This window comes from Mesorhizobium sp. LHD-90, from assembly GCF_030929505.1.
In the GTDB taxonomy this organism is placed as follows: domain Bacteria; phylum Pseudomonadota; class Alphaproteobacteria; order Rhizobiales; family Rhizobiaceae; genus Kumtagia.
Genome location: NZ_JAVFVV010000001.1, coordinates 373,005 through 390,801, shown reverse-complemented (window position 1 = coordinate 390,801; position 17,797 = coordinate 373,005). Strand labels below are relative to the sequence as shown.

At 66.5% G+C, this 17,797-nt stretch carries 19 protein-coding genes; 14 read left to right on the top strand and 5 right to left on the bottom strand.

Annotation, left to right across the window (positions count from 1 at the left end):
• The first annotated feature begins 24 nt into the window (after nucleotides 1-24).
• The 7 genes from RB623_RS01885 (at nucleotide 25) to RB623_RS01855 (ending at nucleotide 7,576) form a co-directional block, all read left to right on the top strand.
• A complete protein-coding gene (locus RB623_RS01885) occupies nucleotides 25-660 on the top strand; it encodes a DUF4129 domain-containing protein (RefSeq protein ID WP_308055042.1) in 636 nt (211 codons plus the stop codon).
• Nucleotides 657-1,868 carry a DUF4350 domain-containing protein gene (locus RB623_RS01880; protein ID WP_308055041.1) on the top strand — a complete coding sequence of 404 codons (1,212 nt, stop codon included), beginning with the start codon at nucleotides 657-659 and terminating at the stop codon, nucleotides 1,866-1,868. Before RB623_RS01885 ends, RB623_RS01880 begins: the two co-directional genes overlap by 4 nt.
• Nucleotides 1,855-2,808: a MoxR family ATPase gene (locus RB623_RS01875; protein WP_308055040.1), complete on the top strand. Its 954-nt coding sequence runs from the start codon at nucleotides 1,855-1,857 to the stop codon at nucleotides 2,806-2,808. The genes RB623_RS01880 and RB623_RS01875 overlap by 14 nt, the downstream gene beginning before the upstream one ends.
• Nucleotides 2,805-4,118, top strand: coding sequence for a DUF58 domain-containing protein (locus RB623_RS01870; RefSeq protein ID WP_308055039.1), 1,314 nt, complete (start codon nucleotides 2,805-2,807; stop codon nucleotides 4,116-4,118). Before RB623_RS01875 ends, RB623_RS01870 begins: the two co-directional genes overlap by 4 nt.
• Nucleotides 4,115-5,131, top strand: a complete 1,017-nt coding sequence (locus RB623_RS01865) for a stage II sporulation protein M (protein WP_308055038.1) — start codon at nucleotides 4,115-4,117, stop codon at nucleotides 5,129-5,131. Before RB623_RS01870 ends, RB623_RS01865 begins: the two co-directional genes overlap by 4 nt.
• Nucleotides 5,131-6,000, top strand: coding sequence for an RDD family protein (locus tag RB623_RS01860; protein ID WP_308055037.1), 870 nt, complete (start codon nucleotides 5,131-5,133; stop codon nucleotides 5,998-6,000). Before RB623_RS01865 ends, RB623_RS01860 begins: the two co-directional genes overlap by 1 nt.
• A 169-nt stretch (nucleotides 6,001-6,169) precedes the next feature.
• A complete protein-coding gene (locus tag RB623_RS01855) occupies nucleotides 6,170-7,576 on the top strand; it encodes a DUF1254 domain-containing protein (protein WP_308055036.1) in 1,407 nt (468 codons plus the stop codon).
• A gap of 34 nt (nucleotides 7,577-7,610) precedes the next feature.
• Here RB623_RS01855 and RB623_RS01850 read toward each other — a convergent pair whose 3' ends face one another.
• A complete protein-coding gene (locus RB623_RS01850) occupies nucleotides 7,611-8,708 on the bottom strand; it encodes a Hint domain-containing protein (protein ID WP_308055035.1) in 1,098 nt (365 codons plus the stop codon).
• 620 nt (nucleotides 8,709-9,328) lie between these two features.
• On the opposite strand from RB623_RS01850, the gene RB623_RS01845 reads away from it, so the two are divergent.
• Both RB623_RS01845 and RB623_RS01840 read left to right on the top strand, forming a co-directional pair.
• Nucleotides 9,329-9,568 (top strand): DUF3302 domain-containing protein, encoded by a 240-nt coding sequence (locus tag RB623_RS01845; RefSeq protein ID WP_308055034.1) that lies wholly within the window; start codon nucleotides 9,329-9,331, stop codon nucleotides 9,566-9,568.
• Complete coding sequence (locus RB623_RS01840; protein WP_308055033.1) at nucleotides 9,565-10,500, top strand: efflux RND transporter periplasmic adaptor subunit; 936 nt, start codon at nucleotides 9,565-9,567, stop codon at nucleotides 10,498-10,500. The genes RB623_RS01845 and RB623_RS01840 overlap by 4 nt, the downstream gene beginning before the upstream one ends.
• Nucleotides 10,501-10,558: 58 nt before the next feature.
• On the opposite strand, the gene RB623_RS01835 is transcribed toward RB623_RS01840, so the two are convergent.
• Entirely contained in the window at nucleotides 10,559-11,392 is an 834-nt protein-coding gene (locus RB623_RS01835) for a phytanoyl-CoA dioxygenase family protein (RefSeq protein ID WP_308055032.1), read from the bottom strand.
• A gap of 117 nt (nucleotides 11,393-11,509) precedes the next feature.
• Nucleotides 11,510-11,857, bottom strand: a complete 348-nt coding sequence (locus RB623_RS01830; RefSeq protein ID WP_308055031.1) for a DUF423 domain-containing protein — start codon at nucleotides 11,855-11,857, stop codon at nucleotides 11,510-11,512.
• A gap of 116 nt (nucleotides 11,858-11,973) precedes the next feature.
• On the opposite strand from RB623_RS01830, the gene RB623_RS01825 reads away from it, so the two are divergent.
• On the top strand, nucleotides 11,974-12,261 hold the full coding sequence (locus RB623_RS01825; protein WP_308055030.1) for a BrnA antitoxin family protein: 288 nt from the start codon (nucleotides 11,974-11,976) through the stop codon (nucleotides 12,259-12,261).
• 302 nt (nucleotides 12,262-12,563) lie between these two features.
• On the opposite strand, the gene RB623_RS01820 is transcribed toward RB623_RS01825, so the two are convergent.
• A complete protein-coding gene (locus RB623_RS01820; protein WP_308055106.1) occupies nucleotides 12,564-12,707 on the bottom strand; it encodes a DUF1127 domain-containing protein in 144 nt (47 codons plus the stop codon).
• A 171-nt stretch (nucleotides 12,708-12,878) separates the two neighbouring features.
• A complete protein-coding gene (locus RB623_RS01815; protein ID WP_308055029.1) occupies nucleotides 12,879-13,496 on the bottom strand; it encodes a TetR/AcrR family transcriptional regulator in 618 nt (205 codons plus the stop codon).
• Between the two features lie 121 nt (nucleotides 13,497-13,617).
• On the opposite strand from RB623_RS01815, the gene RB623_RS01810 reads away from it, so the two are divergent.
• The 4 genes from RB623_RS01810 to RB623_RS01795 are packed head-to-tail and all read left to right on the top strand — an operon-like array spanning nucleotide 13,618 to nucleotide 17,793.
• A complete protein-coding gene (locus RB623_RS01810; RefSeq protein ID WP_308055028.1) occupies nucleotides 13,618-14,223 on the top strand; it encodes a CDP-alcohol phosphatidyltransferase family protein in 606 nt (201 codons plus the stop codon).
• Nucleotides 14,224-14,243: 20 nt separating this feature from the next.
• Entirely contained in the window at nucleotides 14,244-16,043 is a 1,800-nt protein-coding gene (locus RB623_RS01805; RefSeq protein ID WP_308055027.1) for a bifunctional alpha/beta hydrolase/class I SAM-dependent methyltransferase, read from the top strand.
• Nucleotides 16,040-17,356 carry a phosphatase PAP2/dual specificity phosphatase family protein gene (locus tag RB623_RS01800; RefSeq protein WP_308055026.1) on the top strand — a complete coding sequence of 439 codons (1,317 nt, stop codon included), beginning with the start codon at nucleotides 16,040-16,042 and terminating at the stop codon, nucleotides 17,354-17,356. Before RB623_RS01805 ends, RB623_RS01800 begins: the two co-directional genes overlap by 4 nt.
• A complete protein-coding gene (locus RB623_RS01795) occupies nucleotides 17,353-17,793 on the top strand; it encodes a hypothetical protein (RefSeq protein WP_308055025.1) in 441 nt (146 codons plus the stop codon). Before RB623_RS01800 ends, RB623_RS01795 begins: the two co-directional genes overlap by 4 nt.
• Nucleotides 17,794-17,797: the final 4 nt, after the last annotated feature.

The window sequence follows — 17,797 nt, the reverse complement described above, 5'->3', positions numbered from 1 at the left end:
ATTGTCGCATGATGCGGAGATCGCATGGAAGGAAGTGACGCAGCGCTGGACGGATCGGCCGGCAGGCTGGCGGAGGCCCACCGCCGGTTGCTGGAGGACGACTCGATCCAGTTCGCGCTTCCGCCCTACCAGCAGCCCAAGCCGCCCGAGTGGCTGGTACCGCTCACCGATGCGCTGCAATGGCTGGCGCCTTACGCGATCTATATCTTCTGGACGGCGGTCATCGCCGGTGCGGTATTCATCCTCGTCCTGGTGATCCTCGAGCTGAAGGGCGTCGCCTGGCGCTTCCCGTGGCAGGGCAAGGCCGAGGAAACCGCGCCGGAGGAAGTTTGGCGTCCCGACGCCGTGGTCGCCCGCACGCTGCTGACGGAAGCCGATACGCTCGCCGCGCGCGGCGACTACGACGAGGCGGTGCATCTGCTGTTGCGCCGCAGCGTCGAGGATATTTCCCAGCGCATGCCGCATTTTCTGCGCCCTTCGCTGACGGCGCGCGACATTGCCGGCGCGACGCTGCTGCCGGCCCTGGCGCGCGGCGCCTTCGCGCAGATCGCCCAGATCGTCGAGGCGGCGCTGTTTGCCAAAAAACCGGTCGGCGTCGACGGCTGGCGCGAGGCGCGCGACGCCTATGAGCGCTTCGCCTTCCGGGATGCCTGGGCATGAGCATTGCGCCCTCGCCCGCCGCGACCGAATCGCCGTTCAACCGGCGGGTCGTCTTCTGGGGGATTCTGGCCAGCCTGCTCGCCGCCGCCGGCTTCGTGCTGTTGTCCACCTATGCGCCGGATTTCCGCATCGGCCGGCAAGGCGGCGCTTCGGCCCTGTCCAAGAGCGGCACCGGCTTCGCCGGCCTGGTCGAACTGATGACGCTGCTCGATGACGAGCCGTGGACGGCGCGCAGCATCGACGATCTCCATACCGACGGTCTCCTCGTCGTCACGATGTCGCCGCAGAGCGATCCGGATGCGCTGAAGGACATCATCGAAGCGCGCAGCGGCATGCAGACGCTGTTCGTCCTGCCCAAATGGCGGACGATCCCCCATGCCGGCCACGAAGGCTGGGAGGCGCAGGTCGGCAGGCTTTCCGCCGGCGGTGTCGACCGATGGCTGGCGCGTTTCGTGGAAGCCAGGCTCGGCAGCGACACGGTCGACGTGCAGCGCCTCCAGGTTCGCGGCGGCGCCTTTCCGGCGCTGGCGCCGCGCGACCTGCAATGGGCCGCGTCGGAAAATGCCGTGATTTCTGCCGGCGGCAACCGCGCCGTGCTGATCGAGGCGAAGGACGAGCCGTTTTTCGTGCTCACCGACCCCGACCTGCTCAACAACGCGGCGTTGAAGGACCCCGAGCGCGCCGCCGCAGCCATCGGCCTGATCGACATGGTGAGACCCAACGACGAGCCGGTGGCGTTCGACCTCACCCTGCATGGCGCCAACCGCAAGCACGATTTGATGAAGCTGCTGCTGGAGCCGCCGTTCCTGGCGTTGACGCTGGCGATCCTCGCGGCCGCGGCGCTGGCGCTGCTGCACGGTCTTGGCCGGTTCGGTCCGGCGCAGGCGGAAACCCGCGCCATCCCGTTCGGCAAGCGCGCGCTGGTGGACACGACCGCTCGGCTGATGCGCCGGGCCGGCCGGCTGGACCTTCTAGGCCCGCGCTACGCAGCGCTCATGCGCCGGCGCGCCGCCACTATCCTTGGCGCTCCGCAGGGTTTGCGCGACGACGCGCTCGACCGCTGGCTCGAGGCGCGAAACGACAGGGACAAGCAAGGTTATGCAGAACTCGCGGGCGCAACACGCCGGGCCGACAATGAGGCCGACCTCATGACGGCCGCCCGCCGGCTGCACCAGTGGATCGCAAGGAGGTTCAGTGAACGTCGATGATGTGAAGGCCGCCGCCGGCCGTATCAGGGCCGAGGTCGGCAAGGCGATCACCGGGCAGGCCGATACGGTCGACTTGATGCTGACGGCGCTGTTCGCAGGCGGCCACATATTGCTGGAAGGCCCGCCGGGCACGGCCAAGACCATGATCGCCCGCTGCTTCGCCCGGGCCCTCGGCGTCACCTATGGCCGGATCCAGTTCACCCCGGATCTGATGCCGGGCGACATCGTCGGCTCCAACATCTACAACTTCCAGACTGGCCAGTTCACGCTGACGCACGGCCCGATCTTCTGCGACCTGCTGCTTGCCGACGAGATCAACCGCACGCCGCCAAAGACCCAGGCCGCGCTGCTCGAAGCCATGCAGGAGAACGCCGTCACCTTCGACGGCGCCACCCATTCGCTGGGCAGCAACTTCATGGTGGTCGCCACCCAGAACCCGATCGAGCACCAGGGCGTCTATCCACTGCCCGAAGCCCAGCTCGACCGTTTTCTGTTCAAGCACAAGGTGTCCTATCCGAGCGTCGAGGAGGAGCGCGCCATCATCGTCAGTCACGGCGGCGCCGGCGCGCGCAAGATCGAGGATTTCGACATCGGGCCGCAGCTCGACGGGGACGGACTCCAGGCGGCGCTGGCGACGGTGAGTTCCGTCACGCTGGTCGACGAGGTGGTCGACTACATCGCCCGGCTGGTGCGCGCCACCCGCGACAGCGCCGAGTTGGAAGTCGGCGCCAGCCCGCGCGCCGGCGTCATGCTGGCGCGCGCTGCCCGCGCCCGCGCCGCGCTCGACGGCCGCGGCTACGTTATCCCCGACGACGTCAAGACGCTCGCCGTGCCGGCGCTTCGCCATCGCGTCGTGCTGTCGCCCGCCGCGCAGATCGACGGCCGCGAGATCGAGCAGATCGTCGCCGACCTCGTCGACCGCACGGAGGCGCCGCGTTGATCTATCCGACCGGCCGTTGCGTCTGGGCGGCCGTCATCGGCGTCGTCCCGGCCTTCCTGGTGGCGCTGGCGCTGCCGTCGGTCTGGTATCTCGGCCTGTTGTGGGTCTGCGTCCTTCTGGGGTTTCTGGCGGTCGACGCCTCCGCCGGTCCCGGCCGCGCCTCGCTCACCGCCGGCATCCGGTCCGTCCCCCAGGTCGGCATTGGCGGCCAGTTCCCGGTCTTCGTCAGCGCCTATTTTTCCGGCAGGTGGCCGAGCCGCATCGAGGCGCGTCTTGCCCATGACGAGCGGATCGTCCCCATCGGCGATGCCGGCGGCGCGCTCCATGCGACGCCCGAGGGCGGCGGGCTGGAGCTGCGCTTCCGCGCCGTGCGGCGCGGCATGGCCAGCCTCGACCGGCTGTGGCTGCGCTGGCCGGGGCCGTTCGGGCTGACGTGGAAGCAGGTCGCGCTGCCGATGGACAACAGGATAGCCGTGCTGCCCAACATCGCCGGCGTGCGCGACGACGCCATCTCTCTGCTGCAGCGCGACGCGCTGGTCGAGGGCAAGGAGCAGCGCCGTTCCGGCCAGGGCCGCGAGTTCGAAGCGCTGAAGGACTATCAGCCCGGCATGGGCCGGCGCATGATCGACTGGAAGCGCAGCGCCCGTCACGGCAGGCTGGTGGCGCGCGAATTCCGCGTCGAGCAGAACAACAACATCGTGCTCGCCATCGATTCCGGCCGGCTGATGTGCGAGCCGATCGACGGCGTCGCGAAGCTCGATCGCGCCGTCACCGCCGCGCTGCTCACCGCCTTCGTCGCGCTGAAGGGCGGCGACATGGTTGGCCTGTTCAGCTTCGACGCCCGCCCGCGCGTCATCGGCAAGGCGGTGCGCGGCTCCAGCGGCTTCTCGACCGTGCAGAAGCGCGCCGCCGAGATCGACTATTCCAACGAGGAGACCAACTTCACGCTGGCTTTGACCACGCTGTCGGCGCAACTCGACCGGCGCTCGCTGGTCGTCGTCTTCACCGATTTCGTCGACCCTATCAGCGCCGAGCTTATGCTGCGCACCGTCGGCCGGCTCACCGAGCGGCATCTGGTGCTGTTCATGCTGATGAAGGACGAGGAACTGGAAACCCTCTCCGACACCGAGCCCTCGACCGGCGAGGACGTGGCGCGCTCGGTCATCGCCGGCGGCCTGCTGCGCGAGCGCGAGGTCGTCATCGCAAAACTGCGGCGGCTCGGCGCCCATGTGGTCGAAGCCGATCACCGCCGCCTCGGTCCTGACTTGGTGCAGCACTATCTCGACCTGAAGCGGGAGAGCCTGCTGTGAGCGCCCCGGTCGTCGACGGCGTCCGCCAGTCGCTCGCCAGCTTCCGCTCGGAGCGCGAGCGCGACTGGAAGGCGTTCGAGGACCTGATCACCCGCGCCGAAAAACACTCGCCGAAAGCGCTCACCGACGAGGAGCTGCTTTCGCTGCCGGTGCTCTATCGTTCGACGCTTTCGGCACTTTCGGTGGCGCGCGCCACCTCGCTCGACAATGCGCTGATCGCCTATCTGGAATCGCTCTGCCTGCGCGGCTATTTCTATCTCTACGGCGCGCGGCGCGGTCTGATCGAGCGCATCGCCGACTTCTTCGTCCACGACTGGCCGGGCGCCATCCGCGACCTGTGGCGCGAGACACTTGCCGCGGTGGCGCTGATGGTGGTCGGGTTCGTCGCCGGCTTCCGGCTCGTCGCCTCCGACAAGACCTGGTACGACGCCATCATCCCCGCCGACCTCGCCGGCGGACGCGGCCCCGACGCCACCGCCGAATGGCTGCGCGCGGGCCTTTACGATGGCGGCGACGGCTATCTCTCCACCTTCGCCGCCTATCTGTTCACCCACAACGTCGAGGTGTCGATCCTCGCCTTCGCGCTCGGCTTCGCGCTGGCGGTGCCGACCGTGCTGCTCATATTGATGAACGGCTGCATCCTCGGCGCGATGTTTTTTGTGTTCTGGTCGAAAGGCCTGGGTTACGAATTCGGCGGCTGGCTGTTCATCCACGGCAGCACCGAGCTTTTCGCCATCTGCATAGCGGGTGCGGCCGGCATGCGCATCGGTACCCGCATCGCCTTCCCCGGCTCCTTGTCGCGCATGAAGGCCGCCGCCAAGGCCGGCCGTGTCGCCGCCAGCGCCATGGTCGGCGTCGCCATCATGCTTCTCGCCGCCGGCCTGCTCGAAGGGTTCGGCCGCCAGCTCATCACCAGCGACGGCCTGCGCTATCTGATCGGCGGCGGCTTCCTCGCCCTGTGGCTGGCCTATTTCTACCTGCTCCGGGCCGAGAACCCGGATGGAAAAGCCTGATGGCGCGGCCGAGCAAACGCCAGCCCGGAACCCGCAGGCGCTCGCTGGTCACGCCGGAGGGCGTCGATCTCGGCGTCACGCTCGCCGATGCCGGCGCCCGCGCCGGCGCGTTCTTCCTCGACGCGACCTTCATCATCATCGCCGGCATCCTCATCACCCTCGTCGCTTTGTTCGGCCTGGGCGGCCTCGGCCTCGACGGCGTCGAGCCGATCGCAATCGTCTGGATCGTGTTCGTCTTCTTCCTGCGCAACGCCTATTTCCTCGCCTTCGAGGCCGGCCGGGGCGCACGCACGCCGGGCAAGCGCATCATGGGCCTGCGCGTCGCCTCGCGCGACGGCTCGGGGCTGGCCATCGACCAGGTGATCGCCCGCAACCTGATGCGCGAGATCGAGGTATTCTTGCCGCTGTCCATGCTGCTGGCGCGCGCCGGCACCGGCGTCGCCGACACGCTGACCACGGTGTTCGGCCTGGCCTGGGCGCTGATCTTCGCGCTGTTCCCGCTGTTCAACCGCGACCGCATGCGCATCGGCGACCTGCTCGCCGGCACCTGGGTGGTGGAAGCCCCCAAACGCGCGCTGGCCGAGGATCTTGCGCGACGGGTCGACCGGGAAGCAGACGTCTATCGCTTCACCCCGGAACAACTCGACGCCTACGGTATCGCCGAATTGCACAAGCTGGAGGAGGTGCTGCGCGGCGACAACGACGCGGCGCTCGACACAGTGGCGAGGGCGATCGGCGACAAGATCGGCATGCCCTACCGCGGTTATCGCGCGCGACCGTTCCTGACCGCCTACTACACCGAGCTGCGCGCTCATCTGGAGCGCAAGCTGCTGCTGGGAAAGCGCCGCGCCAGCAAGCACGATGCCTGAGGATGCTCGCCTGACGCATCGGAGCGGACGCCCCTGTTTGCGACGGACCCTCGCTGGAAACGCCCGAAACGGATGCGGCCGGCGCGGCCAGGACTCCGCCGCTTGACTTGATTGTTCGCATGGTGTCCCGTCGCCACACGGACGGGCTATGCGAATGGAGGAGACCATCATGATTCCGTGGCGGCGCATCTCGGCGTCAGCGCTGTTGCTGGTCGCAATGACCGGCATCGTGGCCGCCGCCGAAGCGGTCAGCGACCAGGAAGCCCAGGCGATTGCAAAAGAGGCGTATGTCTACGCCTATCCGCTGATGCTGACGCACACCACGCTGCGGAAGCTGTCGAACTTCGCCGAGCCGGTCGACGGCGACGCCTTTGGCCCGCCCAACCAGTTCCATCACGCCCGCGCCTTCCCCAATCCCGACGACAAGATCGTCATCCGCGAGAATGTCGACACGCTCTATTCGGCCGCCACGCTCGACCTGAAGGCAGAGCCGATGGTGCTCACGGTGCCGGCGACCGATCGCTATTTCATGCTGCCAATGCTCAGCCTGTGGACCGACGTATTCGCCGTGCCGGGCACGCGCACCACCGGCAAGAACACGGCGCGGGATTTCCTCGTCGTCGGACCGCAGTGGAGCGGCGATGTCCCGGCCGGGCTGGAACTGATCAGGAGCCCGACGCGCTATGTGTGGATCATCGGCCGCACCCAGACCAACGGGGCGGCGGACTATGAGAATGTCCACAAGGTGCAGGACAGTTTTAGGCTGACGCCGCTCTCCGCCTGGGGCAAGAGCGACACCGTGCCGGCGAAGCATCAGGTCGATCCGGCGGTCGACATGAAGACGCCACCGCCGGAGATCGTCGACAAGATGGACGCCGCGACCTATTTCGGCCGCTTCGCCGAGTTGTTGAAGGACAATCCGCCGAACCAGGTCGACTATCCGATGATCCACCGTCTGGAGCGGGTGGGCTTCGAGGTCGGCCAGAGCTTTGACCTCGCGGCTGTGCCGGAAGCCGTCCGGCAGGCTTTCGAAAAAGGCTACGCCGACGGCAAGGCGCTGGTGCTGGCCGAAGGCAGGAAGGCCGGCGGCATCGGCGAAAAGGGCTGGGTCTACACCACCCGCAGCGGCGCCTATGGCGTCGACTACCTCTACCGCGCGGCGATCGCGCAATGCTGCGTCGGCGAAAACCTGCCGCAGGACGCGGTCTATCCCGCGCTGTCGAGCGACGGCGACGGCCAGCCGCTGGATGGCAACAACAGCTACGTCCTGCATTTCGACAAGGGCAAGCTGCCGCCGGTGGATGCCTTCTGGTCGGTGACCGCCTATGACGCGGAAGGCTACATGATCCCGAACGTGCTGAAACGCCAGGCGATCGGCGACCGCGACAAGCTCACCGCCAATGCCGACGGCTCGCTGGACGTCTACATCCAGGCAGAGCCGCCGGGCAAGGACAAGGAGGCCAACTGGCTGCCGGTCGGCAAGGCGCCGTTCACGCTGCTCATGCGCCTCTATTCGCCCCGCGAGGAGTTCCTCGAAGGCAACTGGGCGCCGCCGCCCGTCACGAAGGTCGAATGACGCTCAGGCGTGTCATGGTTTCCATGGCCGGCGGCTAGGCTCCCCTTTTGTGCGCTGGCAGCAAGCTGCCCGCCACCACGGCGATCCGCGCCTTGATGGACGGAGGAACCTGGCGAGAACTCATGGCGCGCGGCTGCCGCAGCTCTTCCATCGCGATCGGAGCGGCGCCGTAGAGCGCCTCGTACTCGGCATGATTGTCGAACCACCGGCGCGAGACATTGTCTATGAACGATTCCGCCGGAGTGCCTTGCGCCAGCACGATCTCGTGGTTCTCCGTTTCGATGTGGTAGACGACGAAACGCTCGCCGAGTTCGTCGTCGGGAATGCGCCGGATCGTCATGCCGTTCACCAGCGCGCCGGCATGCACCAGCACGCCGTCGATCAGCAGTGCGTGCGTCGAGGTCAGGCGCAGGTCGCGCGTCGGCAGGCCCTCCCCCAGCGCGCCGGCCGCGATGCGGACGGGTCGCCGCCCGTCCGGCATCCCGAACCGCATCGAAAGCGTTTGCCGGCCGATCCACTTCACCGGCACGGACCGGCCGTCGACGGTCCGCACCAGATCGCCAATGGCGAGCGATTCCACCGAAGCCTCGCCGGATGGCGTGCCGATCATCGTGCCGGGCAGATAGCAGACGGTGAAGCTGACGCCGTTGAGCGGCGATTCCGGATCGTTGAGGAAGTCGCCTTCCGGCGCGATGCCGTCGTTCGACTGGTCGCCGGTAGCGTCCTGCGTCGCCCAATTGCCGGAATTGTTGAGGGCGGCGAGCGTCGTGTCGCGGTCGGCGAAATTCGTGCCGGCGGTGCTGGGGTCATAGACGCCGAGATCCGCCCCCTGGTTCACCGCGCCGAGATCGACCGCGGTCTCGCCGGCCACGAGGCCGGTTCCGGTCAGACCTCCGGACGTGGCCGAGAATCCGTCGTTGGACACAGCGGCCAGGAAGGTGTCGGGGGCGTCCGGCGATCCGGTATAGGCGTAGAGTGTTTCGGAAACGGCGTTAAGTCCGCCGCTGGTCGGAGCGATGTCCACATTGGCGGTCGTGCCGATATTGGCCGTGCCGGCGGGCGCCGCTCCGACGCCGACGTCCGTGACCTGCACCACGGTTCCGGCGGGCACGCCGCCGACGGGGCCGTCCAACTGATGATGTTCTCGTTCGCGTCGTTGAACGACGTGCCGTTCCATTCATCCTGGCGGAAAAAGATCACTTCACCCGGATCGATGTCGTCGACCGCGACGAAAGCAAAACCGTCGCCGCCGTCGGCATTGTAGCCGGCGAAGGCGATGGAACCAGCGCTCAAGGCCATTGTCCGCTCCTTATCCGAAAAGGGTCATTGCAAATAGGCCGTGTGCAAGTCCGTCCAAAAAGACCTGCTCGCATTCCGATAGGACATTGGGAAAGGGCGCTACCCGGACAGGAGCCTGGCGCATCCGGGAACTGCGTGGCGCGCGAATTTGCAAACAAATGATGGCATGGCCTCTCCTCCGTGCCTTGCAAGCGTCGGACAGCCACCCACCCGCGATGACGATACAGAAATCACCGCAATGTGCAATCTAGCGGCTGGCAGCCACGGCGGGTACGCCGCAGGCCGAGCGGCCGGGCGAGCACTGCCAGGACGTTTGATCGGTGCCGGCGGAGAGTGGCATCTTGCCCCCGCGCAGCGATAGATACTCCGGGAAATCACCCGATTCCATCGCTCCAGGGCATAGGAAATATCTGGCCGTCGACGTACGATCGGCCGACTCATCGAGGCACGGCAATGAGCTTCATCGACATATTCGCCTGGATCGTCCTGCTTGTCGTCATCGCGACCTTGGTTGCGATCTTCGTGACCCTGGGCATGATGCCCGGGCGCATCGCGCGAAGGCGCGGACATCCCTGGGCTGAGGCCGTCACGGTCGGTGGCTGGGCGACGCTGATCTTCGGTTTCGTCTTCTGGCCCCTGGTGCTGATCTGGGCTTACGTGGACTATCCCGAGCGCAAGGAGCGGCCGCAATGATCGTCGTCCTGCTCAACAGCTATATTGCGCTGCTCGCTTTGTTCGTCTGGCTGCGGTTCATCCCCTTCAACCTGTTCTGGAAGCTGTCGCCGGTCCTGGTGCTGCTCGTGCTTCTTGTCGGACTGTTCATACCGATGGGATGGGGCGCACCGTCCGGGCCGGTCGCCGTCATCCGCAATTCCGTGGAGATCGTGCCTTCGGTGGCCGGCGAGGTGGTCGACGTTCCAGTCGTCGCCAACACGCCGGTCAAGGCCGGCGATATCCTGTTTCGCATCGATCCGACGCAGTACCAGGCTCAGGCCGACGCGGTTTCAGCTCAGTTGAAGCTTGCCGAGTTGCGGCTGGCGCAGATGACGAAACTGGCCAGCAGCGGGACCGGCCGAGAATTCGACGTTGAGCAGAGGCAGGCCGAAGTCGATCAATTGCGCGCGCAGCTTGCCGCCGCGCAGTGGGACCTGGACAGGACGACGGTCGTCGCACCGGCCGACGGATACGTCACCAATCTGGCGCTGCGCAAGGGTGCGCGCGTCAGCGGCCAGGCGCCGGTGATGGCTTTCATCGATACCGCCGATACGATCATCGGCGCGGAGATACCGCAGATCTATGCCCGCTACATTGCGCCGGGCCAGCCGGTCGAGATCACGTTCAAGACGTTTCCCGGGCAGGTTTATTCGGGTCAGGTGGAAACGGTGGTTCAGGCGATCGCGACGGGCCAGACGCAGACGGGCGGGCTCGCAATTGCGCCGGAGGCGATCAGCGCGGCGCCTTTCGTCGTGCGGGTCAAGCTGGACGACGCCGGCATTGCCGGCAGACTTCCCGCCGGCAGCACCGGCCTCGCCGCGATCTATACCGACCGCGTCAAGGCCAGCCACGTCATCCGCAAGGTCGTGCTGCGGCAGACCGCCATCCTGAACTACGTCAATCCGTTCTGATTCTGGGAAGCCGAGGCTCGCCCCGGCACCCGCTTGAGAGACGCAGGGCTGCTGCCCCTCACTCCACGCCCATCACCAGCCCCTCGATGTCGTGCTTCTGGGTGACCGGCACGAGTTCGTCGACCACGCGGCAGACCAGATGCTCGCGCACCTGGCGCGGCAGGGCGTCGAAATAGTCCTGCGTCACCATCAAATCGTGCAGCTTGTCATGCCCGGCGCCAGGCGCGTCGACGCCCAGCACCATCACCGGCCGGGCGATCGGCGAGGGATGCGCGGTGCCGCGATGCACGGTCAGCGCCGAACGGCAGGAAATATCCCCCATTTTCGGGTATTTCTTCATCCCCTTTGCGGCGAACCGGTCCCAGATCTCCTGCGGCGGGAACATTTCGTGCTTCCAGTCGCGCCCGTCGACATACTGCGTGCCGGGCGCCACCTCGAACGGGCCCATGTCCTCGGTGACGTCGACACCGGTGAGGTTGAAGGCGAGAGAGGTGATGCGGCGATCGCGAAAAGTGTCCTCCGGCGAGGGGAAATCGCGGTGCCAGGGCTGGTTCTTGGCGCCCTGGAACGGCGTGTCGAAGCCGATCTCGACGATTCTGTAATCCGGCCCGAGCGCCGCCTCGCACATCGCCACCACCCAGGGATGCGTGGTGAGTTCGACGAAACCGGAAAACTCCTGCGGATGGATTTCGACATACCAGCGGCGTGGGCCTCGTCCGACGGCGCCGCCCGGCCGCTGGATCGCCTTCCAGAAGGCGGTCGTCATGTCCTCTCGCATCGCCTCGGCGAAATCGCGGGAAAAAGCACCCTTCCTTCCCACGATGCCATCCTCGACCAGCGTTGCGAGATCGGGCGAAACGTCCGGTCGGGCTATGGCTTCATGCATGGTCATGGGTTCCTCCACCGCCTGCGCTCATACGCAGTTCATAGAATTCATATCGTTCATATTATGAGCGAAAATTGAGCTTTGCAACATGGATAGGAAGGGACACCTCGCCCGAGGAATCCCTTATTGCCGCCGCGGCGCCGAGGCGGCGATCACCAGCCAGCCAGCGATCAGCAACAACCCGCCGGCCGGCGCTGCGTAGGGGAAAAGCCGGCCGCCGAGAAAGTCGCGGGCCAAGAGGTCGCCGCAGAACAGAACCAGGCCGAGCGCCAGCACCGCGCCACCCAGCCGGGCCGCGCGGCCGGCGAGCAAAGCCGTCGCCAGCAGCGCCGGCGCGTGGATCAGGAGAAGATTCGCGGCGGTCTGGAGATTCTGTCCGCTGCCATGCGCGGCGGCCGCCGACAGCGCCACGCCCGCCGCTCCGGCAAGGCCGGCGATCACCACCAGCACCCGCTCCGCCATCTTCGCCATGGATTTTCCTCCGCCCTGCGACACGCCGGTCTCGTCAACCGCCTTTTGCCGGGCTAAATCTAATGCATGTCAGGCTGCGCCGCCTTGCGGCGTTTCGACTTCTCAGGAGCATTTCCATGGCATCCCCCACCCGCAGGCCCGGCGATCCGTTCAAGGCCGCCGAGGCCGTCTTCAAGCGCACCGCCAAGCCGGCCACCGAGGCGCCTCGCGCCCGACAGTTCAGCGCCGCCGCCCGCGAAACCGTGACGCTGAAACTCGACCGCGACGTGCTCGATCATTTCCAGGCCGACGGGCCCGGCTGGCAGGAACGCATCAATGCCGCGCTGCGCGAAGCAGCCGGCATCGGCGGGCTTGGCGAAACCGGCAAGCGGCCGGAAGAGCTCGACGCATCCAACGACGATTGATGCGCGAAGCGTTTTGGATGCCGCGCGAAGCTAATGAGCCGGAAAACACAGCGCAAACCGGCTATTTCGGGCCTCTGGTGAAGCGAATTGCGTGCCGCTCATCGTGCTGTCGCGGTAAGCAACTGATTCTGCTCGATCTTCCGGACTTCACGCCTTTTCGGCGATCGGCGGCCATTCACAGGTGAACAAAAAAGCCCGCCGGCAGGGGCCGACGGGCTTCAAGGATGACCGGCATTCCGGGAGGGGAACGAATGCCGGTCCTAGTCGCCGCGGAGGGAGGGAGCCGCGACGAAAACTGGTTCTTACTGGCGGCCCTTGGCGGCCACGACAGCGATGTCGGCGCGGGTGATGCCCAGGTCGGCGAGCTCGCGGTTGGAGAGGCGGCTCAGCTCGTTGACGGTGTCGCGATAGCGGCGCCAGTTACGGAAATTGCGGATCAGGTTCATGGTCTTCACTCTTCTTTTCTTTGCTCTTGCACGTACGGTCGTCTGTGTACGGTGCTCAGATAGGGGTTCCCCCTTCATATTTGAATTGACGCAAATGCATGAGTGCAATGCACAAATGCAAGGCTGTTTGCCGCCTCCTAAGGCAGCGAAAACGCCGGGATTGCCGGTTTTTTAACCTTTTTGCAGTGCAGCACCGTCGCAGAAGGCTTCGACGATGAAAACAATCTGTTCCTCGGCTTCCTTCGGCGACTCGGCCAGAAAACGCCTTTGAAATCCAAGACTTACGATTCCATGCACGGCCGCGAACAGCGCCCGCGCCACCAGCGCCAGCCGCTCCTCCCCTGCCCCAGGCAGCAGAACCTTCAGCGGCCTGACGATGTGTCCGACCAGCCTCGTGTTCTCCGCCTCGCGCTTTTCGGCGAATTCCTTGCCCAGCCTGGCCGACTGCTCGAAAATCGCCGACCACAGCAATGGGTTCTCCACCACGAAGGCAAGATAGGTCCGACCCAGCAGCACGAGCTGGCGTTTCGGCGTGCCGGCCTCGGCGTTTTTCGCGAAGGCTTCCGCCACCGCTCTCTCCAGCCGCGCGCCGGTGCGGGTATTCATCGCCGCCACCAGCGCATCCATGTCCTTGAAAATATTGTAGATCGCGCCGACCGCGCAGCCCGCTTCCGCCGCCAGCTCGCGCGCCGTCAGCGCCCGGTAGCCGTTTTCGGCGATCCGCCGCTCGGCAATTTCGAGCAGCGTTTCGCGCAGCCTGTCACGCCTCAACTCGGTCTTTCCGGCCACCGGGAGCTCCGCTTCAGAGTTTTTGAACGTCGTTCACAAACCATCTTGAACGTCGTTCAAAGTTGTGACACAAATAGCCTGAACAGCATTCAAGTCAAGCTGCAGGGGGAGAATCGGGCCGATGCCGACGCTTTACGATCTGAAGCCGGCCTTCCAGGGTTTGTTGCGCCCGCTCGCCGACCGCCTGGCGAAAGCCGGCGTCACCGCGAACCAGATCACGGTCGCGGCAGCGGTCATGTCAGTCGCGGCGGCCGCGCTCGTGGCCCTCTTTCCTGAAAAGCCGACCCTGGTCCTGATCATCCCTATCGTGCTGTTCCTGCGCATGGCGCTGAATGCCATCGACGGCATGCTGGCGCGCGAGCATGGCCAGGCCTCAACCTTCGGCATGTATCTGAATGAACTCTGCGACGTCGTCTCCGACCTCGCCCTCATTCTCGCTTTCGCCGCCCTTCCGGTCTTCCCGGCCTGGAGCGTGGTGGCCTTCGCGATCACGGCCGTCATGGCCGAGTATGCCGGCGTGCTCGGCGTGCCGGCCGGCATCGGCCGCAACTATGCCGGTCCGCTCGGCAAAAGCGATCGCGCCTTCGCACTCAGCCTCATCGCCGTGCTGCTCGCCTTCGATCTCTGGATCGATCCGGTCGCGCCCTACGTCTTCCCGGCTCTCGCCCTGCTGTCGCTACTCACTGTCGCAAACCGCGTCCGCGCCGGCCTTCGGTCCGCCGCGTGAACCGGTCCATCGAGGACATCATGAACCACGAACCCTCTTCCTCGAACCGGAAGACCGATCGGCGAACGGCCTCCGCCATAGAGCGCACATTTTCGACCCACGACGGCGCCGAACTGTTCTACCGCTACTGGCCGGCGGCCTCGGCCGAGCCGAAAGGCGCCGTCATCCTGTTCCATCGCGGCCACGAGCATGGCGGACGCATGGCGCATCTGGTCGACGAACTCGAGATGCCGGACCATGCCTTCTACGCCTGGGACGCGCGCGGCCATGGCCGCTCGCCCGGCGAGCGCGGCTACTCGCCTTCCTTCGCCGCCTCGGTGCGCGACATCGACAGTTTCATGAGCGAAATCAGGGATAAGGACAGCTTCGCCGAGGCGGACATCGCCGTCGTCGCGCAATCGGTCGGCGCGGTGCTCGCCGCCACCTGGGTGCACGACTACGCCCCAAAGATTCGCGCGCTGGTGCTCGCCTCGCCCGCCTTCTCGGTAAAGCTCTACGTGCCATTCGCGCGGCAAGGCATCGCGCTGTGGCAGCGGTGGAAGGGTCGCTTCTTCGTCAACTCCTATGTCAAGGCGCGTTTCCTGACGCACGATCCGGAGCGCATAAGATCCTTCGAAGCCGATCCGCTGATCACCCGGCCGATCGCCTCAAACATCCTGCTCGATCTTTACGACCACGCCGAGCGCATCGTCGCCGATGCCCGCGCCATCACCGTGCCGACGCAACTCCTGATCTCCGGCAGCGACTGGGTGGTGCGCCACGGCCCGCAGCACGAATTTTTCGTCAACCTCGCCAGCCCGGCCAAGGAGCGTCATGTGCTGCCCGGCTTCTTTCACGATACGCTCGGCGAACGCGACCGGGCGAAGGCGGTGGTGCTCGCGCGCCGCTTCATCGTCCGCCAGTTCGACGCACCGGAGCCCAAGGTGAATCTCACCCAGGCGGACCGCGCCGGCTTTACCCGCGACGAGGCCGACCGCCTTGCCTCACCCCTCGCCCTGCTTTCGCCAAGGGGCCTTTACTGGGCGCTGAGCCGCGCCTTCATCCGCATGGGCGGCTGGGTGTCGAACGGCATCGCCACCGGCGTGAAGACCGGTTTCGATTCCGGCTCGACCCTCGACTATGTCTATGAGAACGAGCCGCGCGGCCTTGGTCCGGTCGGCCGCTTGGTCGACCGCACCTTCCTCGACGCCATCGGCTGGCGCGGCATCCGCCAGCGAAAACTCAATCTGGAGGAACTGATCGGCCGGGCGGCGCGCGACCTGCGCATCGCCGGCCACCCGCTGCATATCCTCGACATCGCCGCCGGCCACGGCCGCTACGTGCTCGACGCCATCGCCAATCTCGAGGAGCCGCCGGCCTCCGTGCGCTTGCAGGACTATTCGGACATCAACGTCGAAAAGGGCAAGGCGCTGATTTCCCAGCGCGACCTGCCCGACAGCGTGACGTTCCGCCAGGCCGACGCCTTTGACGGCGAGGCGCTGGCGGCAATCGAGCCCGCGCCGGATCTGGCGATCGTCTCCGGCTTGTACGAACTCTTTCCGGACAACACGCTGATCCGCGGCTCGCTCGGCGGCCTGGCGCAGGCCATCGAGCCGGGCGGCATGCTGATCTACACCAACCAGCCCTGGCATCCGCAGCTCGAAATGATCGCCCGCAGCCTGACCTCGCATCGCGGCGGCCAGGCCTGGGTGATGCGCCGCCGCACGCAGGCCGAGATGGACCAGCTCGTCGAGGCCGCCGGTTTCGAGAAGGTCGACCAGCGCATCGACGAATGGGGCATTTTTTCGGTATCGCTGGCGCGGCGGGTTTCTTCGGCATGACCGCGTTCCCCGCTTCGCTATCGCCGCCCGACACGTTCGGCAAAATCTTCCGGCGCGCGGCGCTGTGGCTCCTCTTCCTCGCGCCGTTCTTCTACCTGACCTACGGCTACGCCAACTGGCTGGCGTCGCAGCGCGGGAACGTCGGCAGCATCGTGTTCTACTGGGAATACGCCGTGCCCTTCGTCGCCTGGACGATCCTGCCCTACTGGTCGATCAACCTGTTCTACGGCCTGTCGCTGCTGATCAACACGACGACTGGCGGCGTCGACCGGCTCGCCGGTCGCTACCTGACGGCGCAAATCATCGCGGTTGCCTGTTTCATCGCATTCCCGCTGACCGCAACGTTTACGCGGCCCGCAACGGACGGCCTGCCGGGTTTTATGTTCGCCGTGCTCGGCGGCTTCGACAAGCCGTTCAACCAGGCGCCGTCGCTACACATCGCGCTGCTTGTAATCATCTGGGACCACATCCGCCACCGCCTCGCCGGCGGGTGGAACCTGCTCTGGCACCTCTGGTGCCTGCTGATCGGCGCTTCCGTGCTGACGACATGGCAGCACCATTTCATCGACATCCCGACCGGCGCGCTGCTCGGCCTGTTCGCGCTCTGGCTGTTCCCGCGAGAGAGTCCCCTGCCCTTTGCCGGAGCGCGCCTGGCAAGGGACGGGAAGGCGCGGCGGCTTGCTGCCGGTTATGGCCTTGGCGCGGCACTGCTGCTTGCGGTCGCCGCAGGAGGCGCCTTCATCTCACCGGTCTGGCTGTTTTTCCTGTGGCCGGCCCTGTCGCTGGCGATCGTCGCCTTCGCCTATGCCACCCGCAGCGCTTCGGTCTTCCAGAAGTCCGCCGATGGCCACGTCACGCTGGCAAGCCGCCTGCTGCTCTTGCCCTACCGTATCGGCGCGCGCCTCAACGCATGGGCGTGGACACGCCGCCTGCCGCGCGCCGTCATGGTCGCCGACGGCATTTTCCTCGGTCGCTACCCGAGCGCCGCTGAAGCGGCCCGCTTCGTCTCCGTGATTGACCTCGCCGCCGAGTTCGAAAGACCCTCGGACTCACCCTGCACCTGGAAGAGTTTTCCCATGCTCGATCTGCTTCCGCCGCATCGCAGCGATCTCGCGATTGCCGCCGAAGCAGTGGAAGCCGCGCGGCTCGCCGGCCCCGTGCTGGTCTGCTGCGCGCTCGGTTTCCAGCGCAGCGCCGGCGTCGTCGCCGAATGGCTGCTGCGAACTGACCGCGCAGCAAACTTCGACCAGGCCCGATCAATGATCGCCGCGGCCGGACGGCCGGTCCATCTTCACGAGCCGGCGGAACCATGACCGCCGGCAGCCACGCCGATCGCGCCGAGAGGCTGGCGCGCCGGGCGCTGTCGCAGGCGCTGTGGCCGCCGCTTGCGGCTATCGCCGTTGGCGTGGCCGCGGTGGCCAACTGGCCCGATACCGCCTGGGCCGGGCCGTTCGGCTGGATGGCTGCCGGGCTGGCGGGCGCATCGAGCCTCGCCCTGATCGGCTTTTCGGCCTTGCTTGTGTTCGACGCGCTTCTGTTCCGCCTCGCCGCAAGTTATGAAGACGAATGGAAAGGCGGCGCCGCCGTCGACGACATTCTTGCCCGCATGCGCCTGAAACCCACTCCGCCGAAAACCCGCTCGCTATCCGACCGCGCCGCCGGCACGCGCCGCATCGTCTCCCGGCAGCGCATGGCGCTCGCGCTCCTGACACTGTCGGTCTGCGCGCCGTTGCTGGCCGCGCCGGCCTGAGCGC

What these genes read in the sequence shown, in the direction of transcription:
- RB623_RS01860 (WP_308055037.1), top strand. Translation starts at nt 5,131, where the DNA reads ATGGCGCGGCCGAGCAAACGCCAGCCCGGAACCCGCAGGCGCTCGCTG.
- RB623_RS01840 (WP_308055033.1), top strand. Translation starts at nt 9,565, where the DNA reads ATGATCGTCGTCCTGCTCAACAGCTATATTGCGCTGCTCGCTTTGTTC.
- RB623_RS01885 (WP_308055042.1), top strand. Translation starts at nt 25, where the DNA reads ATGGAAGGAAGTGACGCAGCGCTGGACGGATCGGCCGGCAGGCTGGCG.
- RB623_RS01845 (WP_308055034.1), top strand. Translation starts at nt 9,329, where the DNA reads ATGAGCTTCATCGACATATTCGCCTGGATCGTCCTGCTTGTCGTCATC.
- RB623_RS01855 (WP_308055036.1), top strand. Translation starts at nt 6,170, where the DNA reads ATGATTCCGTGGCGGCGCATCTCGGCGTCAGCGCTGTTGCTGGTCGCA.
- RB623_RS01825 (WP_308055030.1), top strand. Translation starts at nt 11,974, where the DNA reads ATGGCATCCCCCACCCGCAGGCCCGGCGATCCGTTCAAGGCCGCCGAG.
- RB623_RS01830 (WP_308055031.1), bottom strand. Translation starts at nt 11,857, where the DNA reads ATGGCGAAGATGGCGGAGCGGGTGCTGGTGGTGATCGCCGGCCTTGCC.
- RB623_RS01795 (WP_308055025.1), top strand. Translation starts at nt 17,353, where the DNA reads ATGACCGCCGGCAGCCACGCCGATCGCGCCGAGAGGCTGGCGCGCCGG.
- RB623_RS01800 (WP_308055026.1), top strand. Translation starts at nt 16,040, where the DNA reads ATGACCGCGTTCCCCGCTTCGCTATCGCCGCCCGACACGTTCGGCAAA.
- RB623_RS01820 (WP_308055106.1), bottom strand. Translation starts at nt 12,707, where the DNA reads ATGAACCTGATCCGCAATTTCCGTAACTGGCGCCGCTATCGCGACACC.
- RB623_RS01835 (WP_308055032.1), bottom strand. Translation starts at nt 11,392, where the DNA reads ATGACCATGCATGAAGCCATAGCCCGACCGGACGTTTCGCCCGATCTC.
- RB623_RS01880 (WP_308055041.1), top strand. Translation starts at nt 657, where the DNA reads ATGAGCATTGCGCCCTCGCCCGCCGCGACCGAATCGCCGTTCAACCGG.
- RB623_RS01805 (WP_308055027.1), top strand. Translation starts at nt 14,244, where the DNA reads ATGAACCACGAACCCTCTTCCTCGAACCGGAAGACCGATCGGCGAACG.
- RB623_RS01810 (WP_308055028.1), top strand. Translation starts at nt 13,618, where the DNA reads ATGCCGACGCTTTACGATCTGAAGCCGGCCTTCCAGGGTTTGTTGCGC.